Origin of the sequence: Streptomyces fulvoviolaceus (genome assembly GCF_000718165.1) — a bacterium.
In the GTDB taxonomy this organism is placed as follows: domain Bacteria; phylum Actinomycetota; class Actinomycetes; order Streptomycetales; family Streptomycetaceae; genus Streptomyces; species Streptomyces fulvoviolaceus.
This window is the reverse complement of record NZ_JOEY01000032.1, coordinates 1-23791: the sequence shown is the minus strand read 5'-3', so window position 1 is coordinate 23791 and position 23791 is coordinate 1. Positions and strand designations below refer to the sequence as shown.

The 23791-nt window shown below is 68.9% G+C and carries 22 protein-coding genes, 1 rRNA gene, 1 pseudogene and 1 riboswitch; of the genes and pseudogenes, 8 read left to right on the top strand and 16 right to left on the bottom strand.

What is annotated here, in order from left to right; translation table 11 throughout:
- Nucleotides 1-20: 20 nt before the first annotated feature.
- The 3 genes and pseudogenes from kdpA to IG08_RS0131355 all read right to left on the bottom strand — a co-directional run.
- Nucleotides 21-1685 carry a potassium-transporting ATPase subunit KdpA gene (kdpA, locus tag IG08_RS0131370; protein ID WP_030610051.1) on the bottom strand — a complete coding sequence of 555 codons (1665 nt, stop codon included), beginning with the start codon at nucleotides 1683-1685 and terminating at the stop codon, nucleotides 21-23.
- Nucleotides 1686-1693: 8 nt separating this feature from the next.
- A complete protein-coding gene (kdpF, locus tag IG08_RS56445; RefSeq protein ID WP_016434100.1) occupies nucleotides 1694-1783 on the bottom strand; it encodes a K(+)-transporting ATPase subunit F in 90 nt (29 codons plus the stop codon).
- A gap of 227 nt (nucleotides 1784-2010) precedes the next feature.
- Nucleotides 2011-2325: pseudogene (locus IG08_RS0131355) on the bottom strand (histidine kinase); the annotation flags it as partial.
- 349 nt (nucleotides 2326-2674) lie between these two features.
- Between IG08_RS0131355 and IG08_RS0131350 the strand changes: the two are divergent.
- Nucleotides 2675-4534 carry an APC family permease gene (locus tag IG08_RS0131350; protein WP_030610046.1) on the top strand — a complete coding sequence of 620 codons (1860 nt, stop codon included), beginning with the start codon at nucleotides 2675-2677 and terminating at the stop codon, nucleotides 4532-4534.
- A 121-nt stretch (nucleotides 4535-4655) separates the two neighbouring features.
- The gene (locus tag IG08_RS0131345) at nucleotides 4656-5174 is read left to right on the top strand and encodes a hypothetical protein (protein WP_030610043.1); all 519 of its coding nucleotides are present in this window, start codon (nucleotides 4656-4658) and stop codon (nucleotides 5172-5174) included.
- Here the strand turns inward: IG08_RS0131345 and IG08_RS0131340 are convergent.
- Nucleotides 5152-5754, bottom strand: a complete 603-nt coding sequence (locus tag IG08_RS0131340) for a DUF1707 SHOCT-like domain-containing protein (RefSeq protein ID WP_030610041.1) — start codon at nucleotides 5752-5754, stop codon at nucleotides 5152-5154. The two genes, IG08_RS0131345 and IG08_RS0131340, sit on opposite strands and share 23 nt — an antisense overlap.
- 121 nt (nucleotides 5755-5875) lie before the next feature.
- Between IG08_RS0131340 and IG08_RS0131335 the strand changes: the two genes are divergently transcribed.
- From IG08_RS0131335 to IG08_RS0131315, 5 genes are all read left to right on the top strand, one after another.
- On the top strand, nucleotides 5876-6271 hold the full coding sequence (locus tag IG08_RS0131335) for a TOBE domain-containing protein (RefSeq protein WP_030610038.1): 396 nt from the start codon (nucleotides 5876-5878) through the stop codon (nucleotides 6269-6271).
- 173 nt (nucleotides 6272-6444) lie between these two features.
- Entirely contained in the window at nucleotides 6445-7269 is an 825-nt protein-coding gene (gene modA, locus IG08_RS0131330) for a molybdate ABC transporter substrate-binding protein (protein ID WP_030610035.1), read from the top strand.
- Nucleotides 7266-8123: an ABC transporter permease gene (locus tag IG08_RS0131325; protein ID WP_030610032.1), complete on the top strand. Its 858-nt coding sequence runs from the start codon at nucleotides 7266-7268 to the stop codon at nucleotides 8121-8123. Before modA ends, IG08_RS0131325 begins: the two co-directional genes overlap by 4 nt.
- A 304-nt stretch (nucleotides 8124-8427) precedes the next feature.
- Entirely contained in the window at nucleotides 8428-9504 is a 1077-nt protein-coding gene (locus tag IG08_RS0131320; RefSeq protein WP_030610029.1) for an ABC transporter ATP-binding protein, read from the top strand.
- Between the two features lie 27 nt (nucleotides 9505-9531).
- Nucleotides 9532-9951: a TOBE domain-containing protein gene (locus IG08_RS0131315; RefSeq protein WP_030610026.1), complete on the top strand. Its 420-nt coding sequence runs from the start codon at nucleotides 9532-9534 to the stop codon at nucleotides 9949-9951.
- Nucleotides 9952-10005: 54 nt separating this feature from the next.
- Here the strand turns inward: IG08_RS0131315 and gcvP are convergent, their stop codons facing one another.
- Nucleotides 10006-12891 (bottom strand): aminomethyl-transferring glycine dehydrogenase, encoded by a 2886-nt coding sequence (gene gcvP, locus IG08_RS0131310; protein ID WP_030610023.1) that lies wholly within the window; start codon nucleotides 12889-12891, stop codon nucleotides 10006-10008.
- 176 nt (nucleotides 12892-13067) lie between these two features.
- A riboswitch (glycine riboswitch) is annotated at nucleotides 13068-13164 on the bottom strand.
- A gap of 114 nt (nucleotides 13165-13278) precedes the next feature.
- Here gcvP and IG08_RS0131305 point away from each other — a divergent pair.
- The gene (locus IG08_RS0131305) at nucleotides 13279-13650 is read left to right on the top strand and encodes a PRC-barrel domain-containing protein (protein WP_030610020.1); all 372 of its coding nucleotides are present in this window, start codon (nucleotides 13279-13281) and stop codon (nucleotides 13648-13650) included.
- On the opposite strand, the gene IG08_RS0131300 is transcribed toward IG08_RS0131305, so the two are convergent.
- The 11 genes from IG08_RS0131300 to rrf all read right to left on the bottom strand — a co-directional run.
- Nucleotides 13572-15008, bottom strand: a complete 1437-nt coding sequence (locus IG08_RS0131300; RefSeq protein WP_030610017.1) for a DNA polymerase IV — start codon at nucleotides 15006-15008, stop codon at nucleotides 13572-13574. The genes IG08_RS0131305 and IG08_RS0131300 overlap by 79 nt on opposite strands.
- Before the next feature lie 58 nt (nucleotides 15009-15066).
- On the bottom strand, nucleotides 15067-15711 hold the full coding sequence (locus IG08_RS0131295) for a MerR family transcriptional regulator (protein ID WP_078655825.1): 645 nt from the start codon (nucleotides 15709-15711) through the stop codon (nucleotides 15067-15069).
- A 198-nt stretch (nucleotides 15712-15909) separates the two neighbouring features.
- Nucleotides 15910-16383, bottom strand: coding sequence for a bifunctional nuclease family protein (locus IG08_RS0131290; protein ID WP_004002801.1), 474 nt, complete (start codon nucleotides 16381-16383; stop codon nucleotides 15910-15912).
- Between the two features lie 85 nt (nucleotides 16384-16468).
- Nucleotides 16469-17206 carry a transcriptional regulator FtsR gene (ftsR, locus tag IG08_RS0131285; protein WP_030610011.1) on the bottom strand — a complete coding sequence of 246 codons (738 nt, stop codon included), beginning with the start codon at nucleotides 17204-17206 and terminating at the stop codon, nucleotides 16469-16471.
- A gap of 20 nt (nucleotides 17207-17226) precedes the next feature.
- Nucleotides 17227-18129, bottom strand: coding sequence for an FHA domain-containing protein (locus IG08_RS57555; RefSeq protein ID WP_078655824.1), 903 nt, complete (start codon nucleotides 18127-18129; stop codon nucleotides 17227-17229).
- Nucleotides 18130-18190: 61 nt separating this feature from the next.
- Complete coding sequence (locus tag IG08_RS0131275) at nucleotides 18191-19024, bottom strand: DUF881 domain-containing protein (RefSeq protein WP_030610006.1); 834 nt, start codon at nucleotides 19022-19024, stop codon at nucleotides 18191-18193.
- Between the two features lie 5 nt (nucleotides 19025-19029).
- Nucleotides 19030-19362, bottom strand: a complete 333-nt coding sequence (locus IG08_RS0131270) for a small basic family protein (RefSeq protein ID WP_003988855.1) — start codon at nucleotides 19360-19362, stop codon at nucleotides 19030-19032.
- A complete protein-coding gene (locus IG08_RS0131265; RefSeq protein WP_030610003.1) occupies nucleotides 19359-20195 on the bottom strand; it encodes a DUF881 domain-containing protein in 837 nt (278 codons plus the stop codon). Before IG08_RS0131265 ends, IG08_RS0131270 begins: the two co-directional genes overlap by 4 nt.
- Nucleotides 20196-20362: 167 nt before the next feature.
- A complete protein-coding gene (locus IG08_RS0131260; protein WP_030610002.1) occupies nucleotides 20363-22858 on the bottom strand; it encodes a mannose-1-phosphate guanyltransferase in 2496 nt (831 codons plus the stop codon).
- Nucleotides 22859-22974: 116 nt separating this feature from the next.
- Complete coding sequence (clsA, locus tag IG08_RS0131255) at nucleotides 22975-23583, bottom strand: cardiolipin synthase ClsA (protein WP_030609999.1); 609 nt, start codon at nucleotides 23581-23583, stop codon at nucleotides 22975-22977.
- Between the two features lie 109 nt (nucleotides 23584-23692).
- Nucleotides 23693-23791, bottom strand: a 5S ribosomal RNA gene (gene rrf, locus IG08_RS56030); the annotation flags it as partial.

Below are 23791 nucleotides of genomic sequence, written 5' to 3'. Positions count from 1 at the left end.
TTCGCTTTCCGTACGAGTGGTCATGACGCCAGCCCCTCGGCCAGCGGCCCCAACGCCAGGGCCGGGAAGTACGTCAGACCGGTGATGATGAGGATCGCGCCCACCAACAACCCGGTGAACAGCGGCTTTTCGGTGCGCAGGGTGCCCGCCGTGACCGGCACCGGCTTCTGCTCGCCGAGCGATCCGGCCAACGCCAGCACGAACACCATCGGCAGGAAGCGGCCGAGCAGCATCGCGATGCCCAGCGTGGTGTTGAACCACTGCGTGTCCGCGTTCAGACCGGCGAAGGCCGAGCCGTTGTTGTTGGCGGCGGACGTGTAGGCGTACAGGATCTCGGAGAAGCCGTGCGCCCCGCTGTTGGTCATCGAGTTGCCCGGAGTGGGCAGTGCCATGGCCGCGGCGGCGAGGATCAGCACCAGCGCCGGCGTGATCAGGATGTAGCAGGCCGCCAGCTTGATCTCACGGGTGCCGATCTTCTTGCCCAGGTACTCGGGCGTACGGCCGACCATCAGACCGGCGATGAACACCGCGATGATCGCCATGATCAGCATGCCGTAGAGGCCGGAGCCGGTACCACCGGGCGCGATCTCGCCCAGCATCATGCCGAGCATGGTGATGCCGCCGCCGAGACCGGTGAAGGAGGAGTGGAAGGAGTCGACCGCGCCGGTCGAGGTGAGGGTCGTGGACACGGCGAAGATCGACGAACCGCCGATGCCGAACCGGACCTCCTTGCCCTCGTAGGCGCCGCCGGCGAGCTGGAAGGCCGGGCCGTGGTGGGCGAACTCGGTCCACATCATCAGGGCGACGAAGCCGAGCCAGATGGTGCCCATGGTCGCGAGGATCGCGTAACCCTGCTTCACCGAGCCGACCATGATCCCGAAGGTGCGGGTCAGGGCGAACGGGATGACCAGCAGCAGGAAGATCTCGAAGAGGTTGGTGAACGGCGTCGGATTCTCCAACGGATGGGCGGAGTTGGCGTTGAAGTAGCCGCCGCCGTTGGTGCCGATCTCCTTGATGGCCTCCTGCGAGGCGACGGCACCGCCGTTCCACTGCTGCGAGCCGCCCATGAACTGACCCACTTCATGGATCCCGGAGAAGTTCTGAATGGCACCGCAGGCCACCAGCACGACCGCCGCGACGAAGGCCAGCGGCAGCAGGATGCGGGTGACCCCGCGCACCATGTCGGCCCAGAAGTTGCCGAGTTCACCGGTCCGGGACCTGGCGAACCCGCGTACGAGCGCCACCGCGACCGCGATGCCGACCGCGGCGGAGACGAAGTTCTGCACGGCCAGACCGGCGGTCTGCACGACGTGGCCCATGGCCTGCTCGCCGTAGTACGACTGCCAGTTGGTGTTGGTGACGAAGGAGACCGCGGTGTTGAACGCCTGGTCCGGGTCGATCGCGGAGAAGCCCAGCGAGCCGGGCAGGACGCCCTGTATCCGCTGGAGCAGATAGAGGAAGAGGACCCCTGCCGCCGAGAAGGCGAGCACGCCGCGCAGGTACGCGGTCCAGCGCATCTCGGTGTCGGGGTTGGCACCGATGCCCTTGTAGATCCACTTCTCGACACGCCAGTGCCTGTCGGAGGAGTAGACCTTGGCCATGTGGTTGCCGAGGGGGATGTAGGCGAGGGCCAGCGCGCCGATGAGGGCGAGCAGCTGCAGGACGCCTGCGAGTACGGGACCCATGGCTGCTCTCAGAACCTCTCAGGGAAGATCAGGGCGAGGACGAGATAGCCCAGCAGGGCGACGGCCACGACGAGGCCGACGATGTTCTCGGCGGTCACAGCTTGGTCACCCCCTTGGCTACGAGAACCACCAGCGCGAAGAGCGCGATCGTGGTGACGACGAAGGCCAGATCGGCCATCGTGAGCTCCTGGAGTGAGGTTCGGCCGGACAGGGACGATTAGAGGAAACAGCGCTGGTGGCCGGATTCGACGGCCGTTGACGGGTCCCTTACGGCGCTCCGCGGCCCTTTGACGCGTCTCTAACGGCGACGAGAGGGGCGTCACCCGGCGAGCAGGTCGCCGCCCGCGGACCGGTCGGCGATGCGGGCGGCCCGCCGGATGAGCGTGGCGCCCTCCGGCCCGCCGGTCAGGGCAACCAAGACGCGCTCCCGCGTCTCCCACACGGCGCCGATCGCGTGCTCGGCCCGGTAGCTGTTGAGTGCCTCGTCGACCCGGTCGGCCGTCCACAGCAGCGCCGACTGCCGCAGCGCGGTCAGGTCGCCGGGCCGGAAGTAGCCGGCGAGGGCCCCGTCGATCTTCTCCGGGGCGTAGATGTCGCCGTGCGCCATGCGGCCGCGCAGACCCTCGGGCGGGATGTAGACGAACTCGACCTGAACACACCCGATCAGGCGTCCGACAAGCCCGACCGAGCCTCGATCCAAGCCTGCGTCACCGTCCTCTGCGGGCAGAGGAGGCACCGCACGCCATAACACTGGGTGTCCGCTCCTGACGGATGCCGGCTCCTCCCCCATACGACCCGGTCCGGGCCGAACCGCCCCACAGGCTCCCTTCTTGCCATGCCGTCGACATCGACACGGCAGGTCTTAACGGAAGCTTGACGCCCGCACCCCCTTCATCCATGGGCCCTGACGTCACTCTCCGCTTACGCTGGTCCCGCCGTCCGCGTGATGGCCGGAACCACACGCTGAGCCGCACATCAGGAGCACGCCGATGGCCACCACCGAACATCCCCCGCCCAGTCGCCTGCGCTCGTGGATGCTGGAGGGCCTCTCCGACATGGGCAAGGGCACCGCCCATCAGGCACCGCGCGCCGAACCGGAGCCCGCCCACAAGGGCCAGCGGTGGTGGCGGGTCATGTGCCTCACCGGCGTCGACTACTTCTCGACCCTCGGCTACCAGCCGGGCATCGCCGCCCTCGCGGCCGGCCTGCTCTCCCCCATCGCGACCATCGTGCTCGTGATCGTCACCCTGGCCGGCGCCCTGCCCGTGTACCGGCGGGTGGCCGAGGAGAGCCCCCGCGGCGAGGGCTCGATCGCGATGCTGGAACGGCTGCTGTCCTTCTGGAAGGGCAAGCTGTTCGTCCTCACCCTGCTCGGCTTCGCCGCCACCGACTTCCTGATCACCATCACGCTCTCCGCGGCCGACGCCTCGACCCACCTCGTCGAGAACCCGCACCTGACCAGCGCCCTGCACGACAAACAGATGCTGATCACCCTGGTCCTCGTGGCCCTGCTCGGCGCGGTGTTCCTCAAGGGCTTCCTCGAGGCGATCGGCGTCGCCGTCGTGCTCGTGGGCATCTACCTCGCTCTGAACGTCGTCGTCGTGATCGTCGGCCTGTGGCACGTCATCACCGCCGACCACGTGATCACCGACTGGTCGAGCGCCCTGACCACCGAGCACGGCAACGTCTTCGTGATGATCGGCGTGGCCCTGATCGTCTTCCCGAAGCTCGCGCTCGGCCTCTCCGGCTTCGAGACCGGCGTCGCCGTCATGCCGCACGTCGAGGGCGACCCGGGCGACACCGAGGAGAAGCCGACCGGCCGGATCCGGGACACGAAGAAGCTGCTCACCACCGCCGCCGTGATCATGAGCTGCTTCCTGATCGCCACCAGCTTCATCACCACGCTCCTGATCCCGGAGAAGGAGTTCGAGTCGGGCGGCCAGGCCAACGGACGCGCCCTCGCCTTCCTCTCCCACGAGTACCTGGGCAGCGCCTTCGGCACGGTCTACGACGTCTCGACGATCGCCATCCTCTGGTTCGCCGGCGCCTCCGCGATGGCCGGCCTGCTCAACCTGATGCCCCGCTACCTGCCCCGCTACGGCATGGCCCCGCACTGGGCACGCGCCGTCCGCCCCATGGTCATCGTCTTCACCCTGGTCGCCTTCCTGGTCACCTGGATCTTCGACGCGGACGTCGACGCCCAGGGCGGCGCCTACGCCACCGGCGTGCTGGTGCTGATCAGCTCAGCAGCGATCGCGGTGACCATCGCGGCCCGCAAGGCAGGCCAGCGGAACTGGACCATCGCCTTCGCGGTGATCTCGGTGGTCTTCCTCTACACGACCGTCGTGAACGTCATCGAGCGCCCCGACGGCGTGAAGATCGGCGCCTGCTTCATCGCCGGCATCGTCCTCGTGTCCCTCCTCTCCCGCCTGGCCCGCGCCTTCGAGCTCCGCGTGACCAGCGTGACGCTCGACGACATGGCGGAACGTTTCATCCGGGACATGGCCAGCCGCAAGATCCGGTTCATCGCCAACGAGCCCGACCAGCGGGACAAGACCGAGTACCGCGAGAAGATCGAGCAGATCCGCGAGGACAACGACTTCGCCGGCGAGGACTTCGTCTTCGTCGAAGTCACGGTCCTCGACCCCTCGGAGTTCGAGGCCGGCCTGACGGTACGCGGCGAGGTCCTGCACGGCCGCTACCGCGTCCTGACCCTGGAGTCCTCCTCCATCCCCAACGCCCTGGCCGCCTTCCTCTTCGGCCAGGGCGAGGTCGCCCCGGTCACCCGAGAGGTCCTGCGCGAGGCGGAACCGGACCGCGCCCGCAGGCCACGCGTCCACACCGGCTGAGGACGGCGGCCGACCGAGGCATCGGCGGCGTCGTCAGCATCGCGTCAAGATGCCGCCGTACGACTTCAGAGGACCGTCAGCGGCGGGCGCCCGCGGCGTCATCTCGGCCTACCGTCGGCTCATGCGAGGGACCGGACCGCCGAACCCGACCGGTGACCGCCACTGGCGTGGCAGCGCCCGGTTCGCGACGGGCTGCGCGCTCACCTTCGCCGCCTTGACCCTGCTCCTCGACTGGGACGCGGGCACCCTGACCCCACCCCGCACGCTGCTCTGGCTCGCCCTGTCGGCGGCGCTCTTCGCCGTCCTGCTGCCCCCGAAGGTCACCGCGGGCCCCGGCTGGCTCGCCGTACGCAGTCCCCTACGCCGCCGCACGATACGCACGGACGCGCTGGTCGCCGTACGCCAATACGACGGCATCTCCTCGCACTTGGTCCTGCGGGACGCCTTCGGCGACCGGCTAGAACTGGACTCCCGCGTGCTCGTCGCGAACCCGCTGCTGTGGCATGAAGTGGACACAGGCGTACGGCGCTCGGTCGCCCTCGGCACGCTGCGCCAGGGAACGGACGTCCTCAGGCGACTCGGTCACGAGATCGACGACGAGACCGCCCGGTCGGCACTCAGGGCCTCGGGGATCTCCTGAACAACCCGCGCCGCGGCGGCCGCACCACGACCTCGCCATAGCTCAGGCGGCCGCCGATCTCCACGCGCAGGACGACCGGGACGCCGGGGTCGCCGACCGGACGCCTCTTCACCCTGCCGAAGTCGATCACCAGGGAGTCGGTGTCCACCACCACGCCCGGCCGGGTCAACAGCCGCAGAGTCCCGGTCCGCATGTCGAGGTCGATGCGCAGGGTGTCATGGGTGATGACGGCCTGGGTGAAGTCGAGCGTGACATCACCCAGGGACGACTCCACCTCCAGCCGCCGCGGCACGACCCAGCCGTCGCCCCGCGACGCCGAAGCACCCTGTTGCTCGATCCGGACGACGTCCTTGACCTCGGCCACGACCCCGCCCGACACCGCCGGCAGGTCCGCCGTGAGGCCGGCGAGCTCGTCCAACGTCCGTGCGGACAGCGCGACTTCAAGACGCTCATCGAGCTCCTCTGCGGTCAGTCGGCCGTCGCCTGCGGCGATGCGCAGCACGTCCACGACGCGATCCCGGTCCGCGTGCGAAGCCCTCAGTTCGAGCGACCCGTCCCCCTGCGACGATCCATCGGGCATGCCGTCACCCCTCCCCGAGACCTCCCCGAGGTCTCTCCGACCGAACTGACGCTATATCGCGTCACACCCGACGGCCAACCCCATACCCGCCACCGCCTCCGGCACCCCTATCGTGACCGGCATGCAGTCCTACACGATCGGCCAGGCAGCACGACTGCTCGGCGTGAGCCCCGACACCGCGCGCCGCTGGGCGGACGCGGGCAGGGTGGAGACCCACCGCGACGACAGCGGGCGCCGCGTCATCGACGGACAGGCCCTGGCCGCGTTCTCGGTCGAACTCGCCAAAGCCGGAAGCACCGAGGAGGACACCCCGCACACCTCGGTCCGCAACGCCTTCGCCGGCATCGTCACCGCGATCAAACTCGGCGACGTCGCGGCCCAGGTCGAGATCCAGGCCGGCCCGCACCGACTCGTCTCCCTGCTCACCCGCGAGGCCGTCGAGGAACTGGGCCTGGAGGTCGGCATGGAGGCCACCGCCCGCGTGAAGTCGACGAACGTCCACATCGACCGCACCTGACCCACGGCGACCACCACTCCCGTACGAACGCACATGCGGCCCCCTGCCAGCACTTACCCCGGCTCATGCGATGCCACAGGAGACTTACGCCTTGCATATGCGTCAGAATGATCGACGTATCGGAAAGGGCCGACGGCCTCTTCCCCGTTGACGTGAGAGGGAGTGGACCCGTGATGACCCGTTCCGCGCACCGAACCCGCCGGACGCTGCAGGTGGCCGGTGCGGGAGCAGCCGCCCTGCTCGCCCTGACCGCCTGCTCCTCCTCCGACTCGGACTCCGGTTCCGCCAAGTCCGGCTCCTCGTCCTCCGCCTCGCCGAAGCTCTCCGGCACGGTGACCGTCTTCGCCGCCGCCTCGCTCCAGGAGAGCTTCACTACGCTGGGCAAGGAGTTCGAGAAGGAACACCCGGGCACGAAGGTCACCTTCAGCTTCGGCGGCAGCGACACCCTCGCCGCCAGCATCACGAGCGGCGCCCCCGCGGACGTGTTCGCCTCTGCCAGCCCCAAGACGATGAAGATCGTCACCGACGCCGGTGACGCCTCCGGCACGCCCGCCACCTTCGTCCGCAATCAGCTGGAGATCGCCACCCTGCCGGGCAACCCCGACAAGATCTCCTCGCTCAAGGACCTCACCAGGTCCGGCCTGAAGGTCGTGCTGTGCGACAAGGAGGTGCCGTGCGGCGCCGCCGCCCAGACGGCCCTGGAGGCGAGCAGCCTCAAGCTCACCCCGGTCTCCTACGAGCAGGACGTCAAGGCCGCCCTGACCAAGGTCGAGCTGAAGGAGGCCGATGCGGCAGTCGTCTACAAGACGGATGTTCAAGCGGCCGGTGACAAGGTCGAGGGCGTGGAGTTCCCCGAGTCCGCCGACGCCGTCAACGACTACCCGATCGCCCTGCTGAAGAACGCTCAGAACACCGAGACGGCCGAGGCGTTCATCGAGCTGGTGAAGTCCACCGAGGGCCAGAAGGTCCTGACCGAGGCCGGGTTCCTCAACCCGTGACCCCGACCGACAAGCCCGGCGCCGCGGCCGACACCCTCCAGGGCGGCCCGCGGCGCGGGCGCGTCCGGACGAACCGCCGCGGGGTTCCGCTGCCCCTGCTGTTGCCCGCGCTGATAGGCCTGGCGTTCCTCCTCCTGCCCCTGGTCGCCCTGCTCGTACGAGCCCCGTGGAGCACCCTCCCCGATCAACTGACGAGCGCCGAGGTATGGCAGGCCCTGCGCCTGTCGCTGGTGTGCGCCACGGCCGCAACCGCCCTCAGCCTGGTCATCGGCGTCCCGCTGGCCTGGCTGCTGGCCCGCACGGACTTCCCCGGCCGCGGCCTGGTCCGCGCCCTGGTCACTCTGCCCCTCGTCCTGCCCCCGGTGGTCGGGGGCGTCGCCCTGCTGCTCGCCCTCGGCCGCAACGGCCTCGTCGGCCAGTGGCTGGACTCCTGGTTCGGCATCACGCTCCCCTTCACCACGGCGGGCGTGATCCTCGCGGAGACCTTCGTGGCGATGCCGTTCCTCGTCATCAGCGTCGAGGGCACGCTGCGCGCCGCCGACCCCCGCTATGAGGAGGCGGCCACCACCCTGGGCGCCTCCCGCTTCACGGCATTCCGCCGCGTCACCCTCCCCCTCATCGCCCCGGGCATCGCGGCAGGCTCCGTCCTGGCCTGGGCCCGCGCCCTCGGCGAGTTCGGCGCGACTATCACCTTCGCGGGCAACTTCCCGGGCCGCACCCAGACCATGCCCCTCGCGGTCTACCTGGCCCTCCAGAACGACCCGGCAGCCGCAATCGCCCTCAGCCTGGTCCTGCTGGCGGTCTCGATCGCGGTCCTGGCAGGCTTGCGGGACCGCTGGATGACGGCGTCATGAGGGTGCGCCGTGCGGCTGCATCCACACACGGATCCCACACGATCGAGTCCACGCACGGCAGCCGTACAGCAGCGAGAGCACACGCCACCGCGCCCGCCCACCGCCGGCCGCCACCGGGGCTCATCCCCCACCGCGACCACGCACCGGCAGCCGCCGATGGCGCTCACTCCCCACAGGGGCCACCCGCACCCGACAACGAAAGTTGTACGGGTGGTGCGGGTGAGAACCCAAACCCGGCCGAAGGCCGGGTGCCCCCAACGCACCCGCAGCCGCACCCGCAGCCGCGCCGAAGGACACACACCCCATGACCGACCAAGACGTCGCCAAAGAAGACGCACCCGGCGAAGGCCTGGACGCCCACCTGGTCATAGACCACGGCACCTTCCACCTGGACATCACCCTCACCGCCGCCCCCGGCGACGTAGTAGCCCTGCTCGGCCCCAACGGCGCCGGCAAAACCACAGCCCTACGCGCCCTGGCCGGCCTCACCCCCCTCACCGACGGCCACCTGAAACTGGACGGCACCACCCTCGACCGCACACCCCCCGAGTCCCGCCCGGTCGGCGTCGTCTTCCAGGACTACCTCCTCTTCCCCCACCTCACCGCCCTCGACAACGTGGCGTTCGGCCCCCGCTGCCAGGGCGCGACCAAGGCAGAGGCCCGCGCACAGGCCACCAAGTGGCTGGACCGCATGGGCCTCACCGCCCACGCCGGCGCCAAGCCCCGGCGCCTCTCCGGCGGCCAGGCCCAGCGCGTAGCCCTGGCCCGCGCCCTGGCCACCCACCCCCGACTGCTGCTCCTCGACGAACCCCTCGCAGCCCTCGACGCCCGTACCCGCCTCGACGTACGGGCCCAACTCCGCCGTCACCTCGCGGAGTTCGAGGCGGTGGCCGTCCTCGTCACCCACGACCCCCTGGACGCCATGGTGCTCGCCGACCGCCTGGTCGTCGTGGAGCACGGCCGCGTGGTCCAGGAAGGCACCCCCTCCGACATCGCCCGCCACCCCCGCACGGACTACATCGCCCAGCTGGTAGGCCTGAACCTCTACCGCGGCCAGGCCGAGAACCACACCGTCCACCTCGACGCCGGCCCCGCCATCACCACCACGGAGGACCTCTCCGGCCCGGCCTTCGTGGCCTTCCCCCCGTCCGCGGTGACCCTCTACCGGGACCGCCCCACCGGCTCCAGCGCCCGCAACCTCTGGCACTGCGAAGTGGCCGGCCTGGAGACCCACGGTGACCAGATCCGCGCCGACCTCACCGGCGAACTCCCCCTCGCCGCCGACCTCACCACAGTCGCCGCGGCCGAACTCGACCTGCACCCGGGCGCACCGGTCTGGGCGACGGTGAAGGCGACGCAGACCCACGCATACCCGGCGTAAGCCACCCCCGGCCCTAAGTTGATGCCCATGACTCTGAGCATCCGCAACCAGCTCCCCGGCACCGTCACCACCATCACCCCCGGCGAGGTGATGGCCTCCGTCGGCATCCGTCTCGCGGGCGGCCAGGACCTCACCGCGGCGATCACCCTGGAGGCCGTCAGGGACCTCGCGCTCACCCCGGGCTCGGCCGTCCGGGCCCTGGTGAAGTCGACGGAGGTGTCCCTCGCCACCGGCCGCGTCGAGGGCCTCTCCATCCGCAACCAACTCCCGGGCACCGTGCGGGACATCGCCACCGGCGGCGCCATGGCCGCGGTGAAAGTCGCCGTCGAGGGCGGCGACCTGACCGCGGCGATCACGAAGGACGCCACGACCGACCTCGCCCTGTCACCCGGCACACCGGTCGTCGCCCTGATCAAGTCGACCGAGGTCTCACTCGCGACCGCGTAGAACAACCGCATAAGACAAAGGGGCCCCGCCGAAGCGGGGCCCCTACGCGGCAGATCAGTCCTCGTACGCGTCCAACGGCGGGCACGAGCACACCAGGTTCCGGTCACCGAAGGCCTGGTCGATCCGGCGCACCGGCGGCCAGTACTTGTCCGCGACCGAGACACCGGGCGGGAAGACGGCCTCCTCACGCGTGTAGGCGTGCTCCCACTCCCCGCCCAGCGCGGCAGCGGTGTGCGGCGCGTTCCGCAGCGGGTTGTCGTCGGCGGGCCACGCACCGGAGCCGACCTTCTCGACCTCCCCGCGAATCGCGATCATCGCCTCGCAGAACCGGTCGAGCTCGATCAGGTCCTCCGACTCGGTCGGCTCGATCATCAGCGTCCCGGCCACGGGGAACGACATCGTAGGCGCGTGGAACCCATAGTCGATGAGCCGCTTGGCGATGTCGTCCACGCTCACCCCGGTCGCCTTGCTGATCGGCCGCAGATCGATGATGCACTCGTGCGCGACCAGCCCGCCCGGACCGGTGTAGAGCACCGGGTAGTGCGGCTCGAGCCGCTTGGCGATGTAGTTCGCGGAGAGCACCGCCACCTGCGTGGCGCGCTTGAGCCCCTCGCCACCCATGAGCCGCACGTACGCCCACGAGATCGGCAGGATCCCCGCGGAACCCCAGGGCGCGGCCGAGATCGGCCCGACACCCGTCTCGGGCCCGGCCGCGGGCTGCAGCGGGTGGTTCGGCAGATACGGCGCGAGGTGCGCACGCACACCGACAGGCCCAACCCCCGGACCGCCACCGCCGTGCGGAATGCAGAAGGTCTTGTGCAGGTTCAGGTGCGAGACGTCACCGCCGAAGTGCCCCGGCTTGGCCAGCCCCACCAGGGCGTTGAGGTTGGCCCCGTCGACGTACACCTGCCCGCCGGCCTCGTGCACCTGGGCGCAGATGTCGGCGACGTGCTCCTCGAACACCCCATGTGTCGACGGGTACGTGATCATCAGCACCGACAGCTCGTCGCGGTACTGCTCGATCTTCGCCCGCAGGTCCTCGACATCGATCTCGCCGTCCTCGGCGGTCTTCACGACGACGACCTTCATGCCGGCCATGACGGCACTGGCGGCGTTGGTCCCGTGCGCGGACGAGGGAATCAGACACACAGTCCGCTGCTCGTCCCCGTTGGCCCGGTGGTATCCGCGTACGGCGAGCAGCCCGGCCAACTCGCCCTGCGAACCGGCGTTGGGCTGCAGCGACACGTTGTCGTACCCGGTGACCTCGGCGAGCCGCTCCTCCAGCTCACGGATGAGCGTGAGGTAGCCCTGCGCCTGCTCGGCGGGCGCGAAGGGGTGCAGCTGCCCGAACTCGGGCCAGGTGACCGGCTCCATCTCCGTGGTCGCGTTGAGCTTCATGGTGCAGGAGCCCAGCGGGATCATGCCGCGGTCGAGCGCGTAGTCACGGTCGGCCAGCCTGCGCAGGTACCGCAGCATCGCGGTCTCGGAACGGTGCTGGTGGAAGACGGGGTGCGTCAGGTACTCGTCGCCACGCAGCAGCGCGTCCGGCAGCGCCTCCCCGGTCGCCGCGTCGAGCGCCTCGATGTCACCCTCGACCCCGAACGCGTTCCATACGGCGCCCAGTTGGGCCCGAGCGGTGGTCTCGTCACAGGCGATCGACACGTGGTCGGCGTCCACGAGGTGCAGGTTGACCCCGTTCTCCCGCGCGCCGCCGACCACCTCGGCGGCCTTGCCCGGCACCCGTGCAGTCAACGTGTCGAAGTAGGCACCGTGCACGACCTCGACGCCACCGGCCTTGAGCCCCTCGGCGAGGATCGTGGCGTACCGGTGCGTCCGCCGCGCGATGCCCTTCAGCCCCTCGGGCCCGTGGTAGACGGCATACATGCCGGCCATCACGGCGAGCAGCACCTGGGCGGTGCAGATGTTGCTGGTCGCCTTCTCCCGGCGGATGTGCTGCTCACGCGTCTGCAGCGCGAGCCGGTACGCCGTGTGCCCGTCGGCGTCCACGGACACACCCACGAGCCGCCCGGGCAGGCTGCGCGCGAACTTCTCGTGTACGGCCATGTATCCGGCGTGCGGCCCACCGAAGCCCATCGGCACACCGAAGCGCTGCGTCGTACCGACCGCGATGTCCGCACCGAGTTCACCCGGGGACTTCAGCAGCGTCAGCGCGAGCAGATCGGCGGCGACGGTCACGAGCGCGCCGAGCTCGTGCGCCTGGTCGATGAGCGGCTTGATGTCCCGTACGGCACCGGAGGCACCCGGGTACTGGATCAGAACGCCGTTGATCTCACGCCCGGCGACCTCGGCCGGAATCCCGTCGCTGAGGTCGGCGACCACGACCTCCACACCCGCCGGCTCGGCCCGGGTCTCGATCACGGCGATGGTCTGCGGCAGCGCGTCCGCGTCGACGAGGAACAGACCCTTCTTGTTCTTGCCCATCCGCCGGGACAGCGCCACGGCCTCGGCGGCGGCCGTGCCCTCGTCGAGCAGCGAGGCGCCGGAGGTCGGCAGCCCGGTCAGCTCGGCGACCATGGTCTGGAAGTTCAGCAGCGCCTCGAGACGGCCCTGCGAGATCTCCGGCTGGTACGGCGTGTAGGCCGTGTACCAGGCCGGGTTCTCCATGACGTTGCGCAGGATGACGGGCGGGGTGAAGGTGCCGTAGTACCCGAGCCCGATCATGGAGTCGAGAACCTGGTTCCGGTCGGCCAGTGAACGCAGCTCGGCCTGCACCTCGGCCTCGGTACGCGCACCCGGCAGGTCCAGCGCGTCGGCGTTCTTGATCACATCCGGGACCGCGGCGGCGGTGAGCTCGTCCAGTGAGCCGTAGCCGACCTGCGCGAGCATCTTGGCCCGCGCCTCCTGGTCGGGCCCGATGTGGCGCTGCTCGAACGGGATTCCCTGTTCGAGCTCGGCGAGCGGAATGCGGTGGGCTGTCATTGCGGAGGCCTCCTGGTCTGACGCGACCTTCGAGGGGCACCCCGGCACGGGTACCCCGACGGCCTCCCCCTCTGTCATCTCAACCTGAGAGCTTCACCGGGCCGCCCGAAGGTGCCCGGCTTTCACCGTCGGTGAGAGCGGAAGCCATCGACACCCGCCCTGCTTTCCAGAGTGACCTCGTCCGTGCGGTACATGGGCCTGAGAGATTCTGGGGAGGATTTGCTCCTTCGGCGCCTCCGGATGGTGTCCGGAGGACTCTCCCGCACGGGGTCAGCAGCCGCTGTCAGCCTACCAGCGAGCCCAACACCCGAGCCTTCGAGTGGCCGCCTTCTCCAATCTGCTCTTTTGTAGTGCTTACGGATGAGTTGCGACCAAGTGGAGGGTCCCGTGCAGACCGACATCGATCCCCGCAACCTGATCGGCCGCAAGGCATTCGACCGCGACGGCACCAAGATCGGCACCATCGACGAGGTCTACCTCGACGACGCGACCGGAGTGCCGGAGTGGGCGGCCATACGCACCGGCCTGTTCAGCAGGGACGCCTTCGTGCCCCTGGAGCCCAGCGAACTGGTCGAGGGCACCCTGCACGTCCCCTTCGACCGTGCCCTGATCAAGGACGCCCCCGATTTCGGCGTCGGCCGCCACCTCTCCCCCGAGCAGGAACTGCAGCTTTACCACCACTACGGTCTCGATGTGGCCCCTCCTCCGCCGTTCCCGGACCATGACTTCGGGAAGCTGGCGGGCACGGACGAGGCCTGAGCCGGCGGCCCCTCCGGGTCGTCGGGTCTTCGCGCCACCAGCGGCAGTGGATCGGCCGCCTCCAGGTCCGGGTCGTCGACCCGGAAGGTCCGCACCCGCCCCGGCTCCGAGTCGGGCGTCTCGAACCGCACGGTGACCCTCCCGAGCCCACTGCCCTGCACCCACCCGTGCCCGTGCTCGGCATGCCGTACATCGTGCCCCGCGACCCACCGCCGCTCGGCCGGCGCCTTCTCTTCCTCGGCGGGCGCGTGTGCCGCCTCCTCCACCGGATGCTCGGCCAGCTCCCCCGCCGCCTGCGCGAACAGGTCCTCCTGCGTGTAGTCGGCCAGCCCGCTGACGCCGACCCCGAGCAGCCGTACGCCGCCCGTGGTATCCACCGAGTCCAGCAGCCGGGCTGCCGCCTCCCGCACCACCGCCGGATCGTCCGTGGGCCCGCGCAGCGTCTCGGACCGGGTCAGCGTGGAGAAGTCGTACCTGCGCACCTTCAGCACGATGGTCCGCCCGGACAGCCCGGCGCCCCGCAACCGCTGCACGCACCGGTCGGCCAGCCGCTGCACCTCCAGCCCCACCCGGATCCGGTCGTGGATGTCCACGTCGTAGGTGTCCTCGACCGAGACCGACTTCGTCTCCCGCTCGGCCACCACCGGCCGCTCGTCGTGCGCCAGCGCCATGGCGTACAGCGCGTGCCCGTGGGCGTTCCCCAGCAGCCGCACGAGCTCGTCCTCGCCCGCCTCGGCGATCTCGTCGACCGTGTGGATCCCGGCCCTCCGCAGGTGGTCGCCGGTCGCCGGTCCGACCCCCGGCAGCGTCCGCACCGACATCGGCGCGAGCATGGCCCGCTCGGTCCCCGGCTCGATCACGACCAGCCCGTCGGGCTTGGCCTGCTCTGAGGCGATCTTCGCGAGCATCTTGCAGGCGGCGAGACCCACCGACCCCGTCAGCCCGGTGACCGCCCGTATGTCGGCGCGCAGCTTCGCCCCCGCCAGCCGCGCCGACGCTTCGTCCCAGGCCGCTTCCCCGGCCTCCAGGTCCACGAACGCCTCGTCCAGGCTCAGCGGCTCCACCAGCGGCGACAGCGCCCGCAGCAGCCCCATCACCTGCTCGCTGATCGACCGGTAGAACCCGAAGCGGGGCACGAGGTACGCGGCGTTCGGCGCCAGCCGCCGGGCCTGGGCCATGGGCATCGCCGAATGGACACCGAACACGCGAGCCTCGTAGGACGAGGTGGCCACCACCCCGCGCGGCCCGAGCCCGCCCACCACGACGGCCTTCCCTCGCAGGCTCGGCTTGGACGCCTGCTCCGCCGAGGCGAAGAAGGCATCCATGTCGAGATGCAGGATCGTGGGCGCGGTTCTCACATCTCCGATGCTGCCCTACGCCACTGACAATGCCCCGGTACGGCTCCTGAGCGGACCCTCAGACGGCCCGGTTGCGCCGCCGCGCCAGCTCGTCCGCGGGGTTGTTCCCGACGAGGGTCTCCCCTGTGTCGATCCGCTCCCCGTGCAGCTGCGACAGCGCGCTCTCGACGTCCCGCCACACGACACCCACGGCGATCCCGAAGATGCCCTGGCCGCCCTGGAGCAGTGCGTGGACCTCGTCGGGCGAGGTGCACTCGTAGACCGTGGCGCCATCACTCATAAGCGTCATGCGCTCCAGGTCACGGAAACCGCGCTCCCTGAGGTGCTGAACCGCGGTGCGGATGTTCTGCAGCGACACACCCGTGTCGAGGAACCGCTTGACGATCTTCAGGACCACGACGTCCCGGAAGCTGTACAGCCGCTGCGTCCCCGACCCGTAGGCCGGCCGCACACTCGGCTCGACGAGCCCGGTGCGGGCCCAGTAGTCCAGTTGCCGATAGGTGATGCCGGCGGCCGCACACGCCGTCGGGCCGCGATAGCCGATCTCCTCGGACGCCATGGACGTCGCCCCTCCGCTGCTCGGCACGGCCGCCGGTCGCTGCGGAGCGTGATCGGCCGCGCTGCCGTGAAGCGGGTACGGACCACTGTCCCCGAGACTGCGTCCCGGGGCACCCCCAGCCGTACCGTCGCCGCTGCTTCTCACGCCGACCTCCGTCCTTGACCTGCCTTCTCGACGGTAGGCAGTCACCAGGGGTGCGTCAACGATCGCCACACTCGGCACGCCGAGTGATAATCACCCTAGGAGTGGTTTCCCGTACCCAACCGCGGGGAAAGGCTAGCCGAATGCGCTCGGAGCGGGCCGCAGGACGCTCTCACTCGCCGCTGGCAAATGCCGGCATTTTCACTGACTGCTGGTGCCGAAGTCCTCGGGCGAGATCTGGTCGAGGAACTCGCGGAACTTCTCCACCTCGTCCTCCTGCTCGTCCGGGATCGCGATGCCGGCGTCGTCGAGGACTCCGTCGCTGCCGTAGATCGGCGTCCCGGTGCGCAGGGCCAGCGCTATGGCGTCGGACGGACGCGCGCTCACCTCGACCCCGCTGGCGAAGACCAGCTCCGCGTAGAAGACACCCTCCCGCAGGTCCGTGATGCGCACTTCGGTGAGCTCCTGGCCGACGGCTTCCAGCACGTCCTTGAACAGGTCGTGGGTCAGCGGTCGTGCGGGGGCCATGCCCTGCTGCGCGAAGGCGATCGCTGTCGCCTCCCCCGGCCCGATCCAGATGGGGAGGTAACGGTCGCCTCCCACTTCACGCAGGAGCACGATCGGTTGGTTGGAGGGCATTTCGACCCGGACACCTACGACATCGAGCTCGTTCACACAGCAACCCTAGGCCGTGCCCGGGACGTTTGGGTAGTCGGGCCGGAAACGGGGGCGCCGATCCTGTCTCACGGGCGGGCCCGCCTCAGGGCAGCCGCACACCGAGGGCCGTCTGCACGAGCGCCGCGTGCAGCTTCACCGTGAGACCCGCCATTTCCTTCGTACGGGCCTCCGCATGGGCCCTGGTCTGTGGGTTGCGGTGGCGCTTGAGCGGAGCCACCACCTGGTCCACCAGCCCCGCCTCACGGTCGGCGGCAGCCTTCATCGCCCGCAGGTGCCGCGGCTCGATGCCGAAGCGCCCCAGCTCGACCACGAGCGCGGCCACGGTGACCGCCTCCGCGTCATAGGCCCCGTCCGGAAGGGGAGTGATCAGCCCGTACGACTCCCACTCCTCCAGCTCCGGTGCCTCGATCTCGGCGGCGGCGAGCAGCTCGTCCCGTCCGATCCGGGCCGCAGTGGGCCCGTCGGAGACCTCCAGTGCCGTCTCACCGTCCCGCTGACGGCCCACCGCGGGCAGCGCGACGGCCTCGCCGCGCTCCATGGCGTCCAGGTGCTCACGGATCACCTTGAGCGGCAGATAGTGGTCCCGCTGCATTCTCAGTACGTGGCCGAGCCGCTCGACGTCCTCCGGGCTGAACTTGCGGTATCCCGAGGGGGTGCGCTGCGGCTCGATGAGCCCCTCCGACTCCAGGAAGCGGATCTTGGAGATGGTGACTTCGGGGAACTCCTCGCGCAGCACGTTCAGCACCGTGCCGATGCTCATCAGCCCACTGTCCGCGGCGGTGGTGCCGTGCCCGGCACCACCGCTCGGTGTTTGAAGCATGGACCTTCTCCGGGGGAGGGTCAGTAGCCCCGCTGGCTCGCGTAGAAGACCAGCCGGTACTTGCCGATCTGCACCTCGTCACCGTTGTTCAGAGCGACCTGGTCGATCCGCTCACGGTTGACATACGTGCCGTTCAGACTGCCCACGTCGGCCACCGTGAACGAGCCGTCCTGACCGCGGCGGAACTCCACGTGCCGACGGGAGACCGTGACATCGTCGAGGAAGATGTCGCTCTGCGGATGACGTCCGGCCGTGGTCAGCTCGCCGTCCAGGAGGAAGCGGCTGCCCGAGTTCGGGCCCCGGCGCACGACCAGCAGGGCGGAGCCCAGCGGCAGCGCGTCGACGGCCGCCTGTGCCTCCGGAGAGAGCGCCGGCATCTGCGTCTGGCCGGTGACCTCGGCGTCGTAGGCCTCGAGGCCGGAGATGGAGATCGTGGACGTCGTCTCGGACGGACGCTCGGGCGTGGCCCCGGCCCGCAGCGGCGCGCCGCAGTTCGAGCAGAAGCGGCTGTTCTCCGCGTTGCGGTTACCGCACCTCGTACACACCAGGGCCGACATGGAAAACTCTCCACCCGTACTTGAGGTTGACGGTTGCCCGAAACCTATGCCGCCGGACTGGGCAGGGTCAACAGACGGCGCGCCCTGACCTCCGGAAATGTCACCGCCCGGACCAGCGACCTGGTCCCGGAACAGCGGGCGCTGGCCTTCCGCATCAGGCTGTGCGCGATGGCGAGCGGTCGCATTGTCGCTGCCCTCTCGCGCGCTCTTGCCGAACAACTTCGCAAACAACTTCACGGGCGATTCCCCTTGACCGAAACAGACCCGCCCGTGGGGCAGGACGAACCCTGATTGAACACACCGGTCGACCCGGACATCCTCACAACGTCCGTATCCACCAGACAGTTTCCACCACGCACCACCCATTCGGTGCGCCGACCCCCCGCAACCTCATGCCCTCGCCGGTTGCCCCCCATGCACCCCCGGTTCACTGGGAGGACGACCGAGCGTAGTCAGGCCGCTTCGCCGCTCGCAAGGCGTCCACGACGATCTTGTCCGACCGCTCGACGGTAACGGTGGCCTGCTCCTTCTCAAGAGTCTGCACCACGCCTCCAGGAATGTTGAGCGCCGGTTCGAGGTCCTGCGGATTGCCGATGACCTTGAAACGATAGGGCGCGGTGATCTTGTTCCCGTCGACGCTGACACTCTTGTCGGAATCCGTCAGATAGGTGCCGGCGACGACCCGCACGCCGTTCACCTGGATCGCCTCCGCACCGGCCGCGCGGAGCTCCTGGATCGCGTCGAGCAGCATGTCCGCCTCGACCGTCCCCTTCGTGTCCTCGATGGTCATCGTGATGCCGGGACCCTGCGCAGCCACCGTGCCCGCCAGAATGCCGAGCTGCCTCTCCTTCTCGACCGTCTGCTTGCGGGCCTCCTCGGCCTGGTCCGAGCTGTTCTCCAGCTCGTCGCGCTGCTTCTCGAGCCCCTGCTTCTCGTCTTCAAGACGCTGCGTACGGTCATCCAGTTCATCGAGGATGCGCACGAGATCTTCCTGCCTCGCACCACGCAGGGCACTGTCGCTGTCGCTGTTCGACGCCACCTGGACGGCCAGGCCGAAGCCCAGGCCGAACAGCAGCACGGCGACGATGAGTTGGGCCCTGGTGACCCGAGGCGGCCACAGGCCCTGAACCAACCGCTGCCGACCGGTCAGCCCGGGCTCCGCCTCGGGGACCGCGGCCTCCTCGGCGGGGGGCGCCGCGGGCCTCTCATCGGGCAGTTCCTTGCGCAGCCTGTTGCCGGGGGTCTCTTCCTCGTCGCTCATCGGCCTCACGCCCGGAACACGTGCCGACGGATCGCCGCGGCATTCGAGAAGATACGGATCCCGAGGACGACGACGACACCGGTGGACAGCTGGGCGCCCACGCCCAACTTGTCGCCCAGGAAGACGATCAGCGCGGCCACGACCACGTTGGACAGGAACGACACGACGAAGACCTTGTCGTCGAAGATGCCGTCGAGCATGGCCCGCAGGCCCCCGAAGACAGCGTCGAGTGCCGCCACCACGGCGATCGGCAGATAAGGCTCGACGACCGCCGGAACCTCAGGCCGGACCAACAGTCCGGCCACGACTCCCACGACGAGGCCCAGTACGGCGATCACGATGTGCCCTTCTCAGTTCTCGGCTCTGCTGTACGTACGATCACACTCGGTGCGGCGGGCAGCCGGAGGTCGTCCTCCACGGAAATACTGGTCCGGATTCCGTAGTTCTCCTGCAGGGCGTTGAGATACAGCCCGTCGGCACTGTTCTGGAACCTGGTGCTCAGCCGCTGCCCGTCCCCCACCGCCAGCACCGTATAGGGCGGAACCAGCGGCTTGTTGTCGACCAGTATCGCGTCACCGGCGGCCCTGATCGCCGACAGGGCCGTCAGCCGCTGTCCGTTGACCGAGACGGCCTCGGCACCCGACTCCCACAGCCCGTTGACCACACGTTGCATGTCCCGGTCGCGCACCCGGCCGGTGTCGGAGAATCCCGACGTCTCACGCGGGTCTCCGCCGCCGCCCGTCGACGCTTCCTTGGCGTCGTTCACGACGAGCTTCACACCGGGACCATGTACTTCCACTGCGCCCGAGAGGATGCCCACGAGCTCCGACTGGTCACTGCCGCCGCTCTGCCTGAGCGCCTCACGCTGCCGCGAACTCACGTCGTCGCGCAGCTTGTCGACGCTGTTCTCGAGCTTGTCCGCCGCCGTGGTCTCCCGGTCGATGCGGTCGATCAGCTCCTCGCGCTCCTTGGCGACGACAGGAGCGGCCACTCGCGCCTGTGCCGCCCCGACGGTCACGACCAGAGCGGCGAGCACCAGGCCGGCTGCCAGACCGAGCTTCGCCCGCAGTGTCCTGGGCATGCCGCCGGTGCCCGCTGCCTTCTTCCGCTCGGCCGCCTCGGCGTATCCGTCGTCGAGGCTGTGGTCCATGACATTGGTGAGCAGCGACATGGAGGCGTCCGGGCGCGACGGGCGCGTGGGGGTGCTCCGAACGGGGGGCTGCTGCGGCATGCCGCACATCGTCCCACGTCGTGACCACTACCTCCGAATGGCCCCACCGGCGTGCCGGACAGGCCCCCTTGGGGGGGCCTGTCCGGCACGCGCGCGTACTGCGTGGTTCAGCGCCCGGCGCTGTCCACCACCGCCGACCACTCGTCGAGCAGAGCCTGCGCGGACGCGTCGTCCGGCCCCTCCGCCCACAGGTGCGTGACCGCCTCGGCCGGATCGGGCAGAACCATCACCCAGCGCCCGTCGGTCTCCACGACCCGTACACCGTCGGTCGTGTCGACAAAGCGATCTCCGGCCTCTTCCACGACCCTCCGCATCACAAGCCCCTTGACGGCCCACGGGGTCGCCAGGTCCCTCTTGAGGACATGCGCCCGCGGAATGCGCGCATCGATCTGGCTGAGCGTGAGCTGCGTCCGCGCCACCAGGCCGATCAACCGCACGAAGGCCGCCGCGCCGTCGAACACGCCGCTGAACTCCGGAATGATGAAACCGGCCTTGCCGTCGCCTCCGAAGATCGTCGAGTCGTCACGTCCGACCCGTGTCAGATCGTCGGGCGAGGTCGTCGTCCACTCCACCTGTGTGCCGTGGTACGCCGCCACCTGCTCGGCGATCCGCGTGGTGGTCACCGGCAGCGCCACACGGCCGCTGCGCCGTTCCGCGGCGACCAGGTCGAGCATGACGAGCAGTGCGCGATCGTCCTCGACGATCCGCCCCTTCTCGTCGACCAGCGACAGCCGCTCGCCCACGGGGTCGAACCGCACACCGAACGCGGCCCGCGCGGACGCCACGATCTCTCCCAGCCGCACCAGTCCCGACCGCCGGGTGTCCGCGGTCTCCGTGGGCCTGGACTCGTCGAGACCGGGATTGATGGTCAGCGAGTCCACACCGAGCTTGCCGAGCAGGCTGGGCAGCACAAGACCGGCACTGCCGTTCGACGCGTCGACGACGACCTTGAGCCCCGACTCGGAAATGCCCGTCGTATCGACGTTCCGCAACAACGACCCGGTGTACGAATCGAAGACACTGGCCGGGAAGTGCAGATCCCCGATCTCGCCCGGGAAGGCCCGCCGGTACTCCTGCCGCGCGAACACCCGGTCCAACTTCCGCTGACTGGCCTGCGAAAGGTCGGCGCCCTGGCTGTCGAAGAACATGATGTCCACGGAATCCGGCACCCCGGGCGTGGTCCGGATCATGATCCCGCCGGCACTGCCGCGAGCGGTCTGCTGCCGCGCCACGGGCAGCGGTACGTTTTCCAGGTCGCGTACGTCGATGGCACTGGCCTGCAGCGCGGAGATCACGGCCCGCTTGAGTGCGCGTGCACCACGGGAGTGGTCACGGGCCGTGGTGACGGTCGAGCCCTTCTTGAGCGTGGTCGCGTAGGCGCCGGCAAGACGCACGGCCAGCTCGGGCGTGATCTCCACGTTCAGGATCCCGGACACACCGCGAGCGCCGAAGAGGTGTGCCTGCCCCCTGGACTCCCAGATCACCGAGGTGTTGACGAACGCACCGGCCTCGATGGTCTTGAACGGATACACCCGCACGTTGCCCTGCACGATCGACTCTTCACCGATCAGGCACTCGTCACCGATGACGGCGCCGTCCTCGATCCGAGCCGCGCGCATGATGTCGGTGTTCTTTCCGACGACACAGCCCCGCAGATTGCTGTGCTGCCCGACGTACACGTTGTCGTGCACGACAGCCTTGTGCAGAAAGGCCCCGGTCTTCACGACGACGTTCGAGCCGATGACGGTGTGCTCGCGGATTTCAGCGCCGGCCTCGACCTTGGCGTAGTCACCGATGTAGAGCGGTCCACGGAGAACGGCGTCGGGATGGACCTCGGCGCCTTCCGCCACCCACACGCCCGGAGAGATCTCGAAGCCGTCGAGATCGACGTCGACCTTTCCCTCCAGGACGTCGGCCTGCGCCTTCACGTAGCTCTCGTGGGTACCGACATCCTCCCAGTAGCCCTCGGCGATATAGCCGTAGATCGGCTTGCCTTCCTTCATCAACTGCGGGAAGACATCGCCGGACCAGTCGACGGAGACATCGGCCTCGACATAGTCGAACACCTCGGGCTCCATCACGTAGATACCCGTGTTCACGGTGTCCGAGAAGACCTGGCCCCAGGTCGGCTTCTCGAGGAAGCGCTCGACCTTGCCTTCCTCGTCGACGATGGTGATACCGAATTCCAGCGGATTGGGCACACGCGTCAGACAGACGGTGACCAACGCACCCTTTTCCTTGTGGAAGTTGATGAGCTCGGTGAGATCGAAGTCGGTCAGGGCATCACCGGAAATTACAAGGAAAGCATCGTCCTTCAACGCCTCTTCGGCGTTCTTGACGCTTCCGGCGGTACCGAGTGGCTTCTCCTCATTGGCATAGCTGAGCTCCATTCCAAGCTCTTCACCGTCACCGAAGTAGTTCTTGACCAGAGAGGCCAGAAACTGGACGGTGACGACGGTCTCGTTGAGCCCATGCCTTTTGAGCAGCCGAAGAACGTGCTCCATGATCGGGCGGTTGGCCACCGGCAGGAGCGGCTTGGGCATGCTTGAGGTCATGGGACGAAGGCGTGTGCCTTCGCCTCCGGCCATCACGACGGCCTTCATGTCGGAAGCGTCCTCCTCTAAAGAGACGACGGTCTAGCCGACTTCACCCGTCCAGATTGTCCCGCACTTTTTCGCCGGGGGCCATCGAGCCGCTACGGCCGTACCAATCGGCGAGTTCAATCGGCCATGGAGTCCGCACGGAGCAGGCGGCGGACTTGTACCACGTAGAGGACTCCTGCCCACCAGTACAGCGTTGTACCCCATCCTGCGAACGCCCATCCGAAAATAGCAGCGAGTGACGAGATCCATCCAGTTCCGTCACTGAGCAGGAGCAGGGGGAAGGCGTACATCAGGTTGAACGTGGCGGCCTTGCCGAGGAAGTTCACCTGCGGGGGTGGATAGCCGTGCCGCCTGAGGATGCCCACCATCACCAGCAGAACCAGCTCTCGCGCAAGAAGTGCAGCGGTCAACCAGATTGGCAGAATCTCGCGCCAGGTGAGACCGAGCAAAGTCGAGAGAATGTAGAGCCGGTCGGCCGCGGGATCCAGAAGCCGGCCGAGGTTGCTGATCTGGTTCCAACGCCGCGCGAGCTTGCCGTCCAGGTAGTCACTGATCCCGCTGAGAAGCAGCACCAGGAGCGCCCAGCCGTCACTCTGCGGCCCCCCGAACTCGGGCCTGAGGATCAGCCACAGGAAGAGCGGTACTCCGAGGAGCCGCGCCATGCTGAGGATGTTGGGGATGGTGAGGACCCGGTCCGTCTGGACGCGGGTCTCCTGGACCTCCACCCGGGAGCCTCCTGTGGGAAACGTGCCTACGATGCTCCCTGACCTTACCCCAACGCAAAAAAGCTCTGGCTCTTGGGCTGCGTGCCCAAGAGCCAGAGCTCTAAAAGGAGTTCGGCGGTGTCCTACTCTCCCACAGGGTCCCCCCTGCAGTACCATCGGCGCTGTAAGGCTTAGCTTCCGGGTTCGGAATGTAACCGGGCGTTTCCCT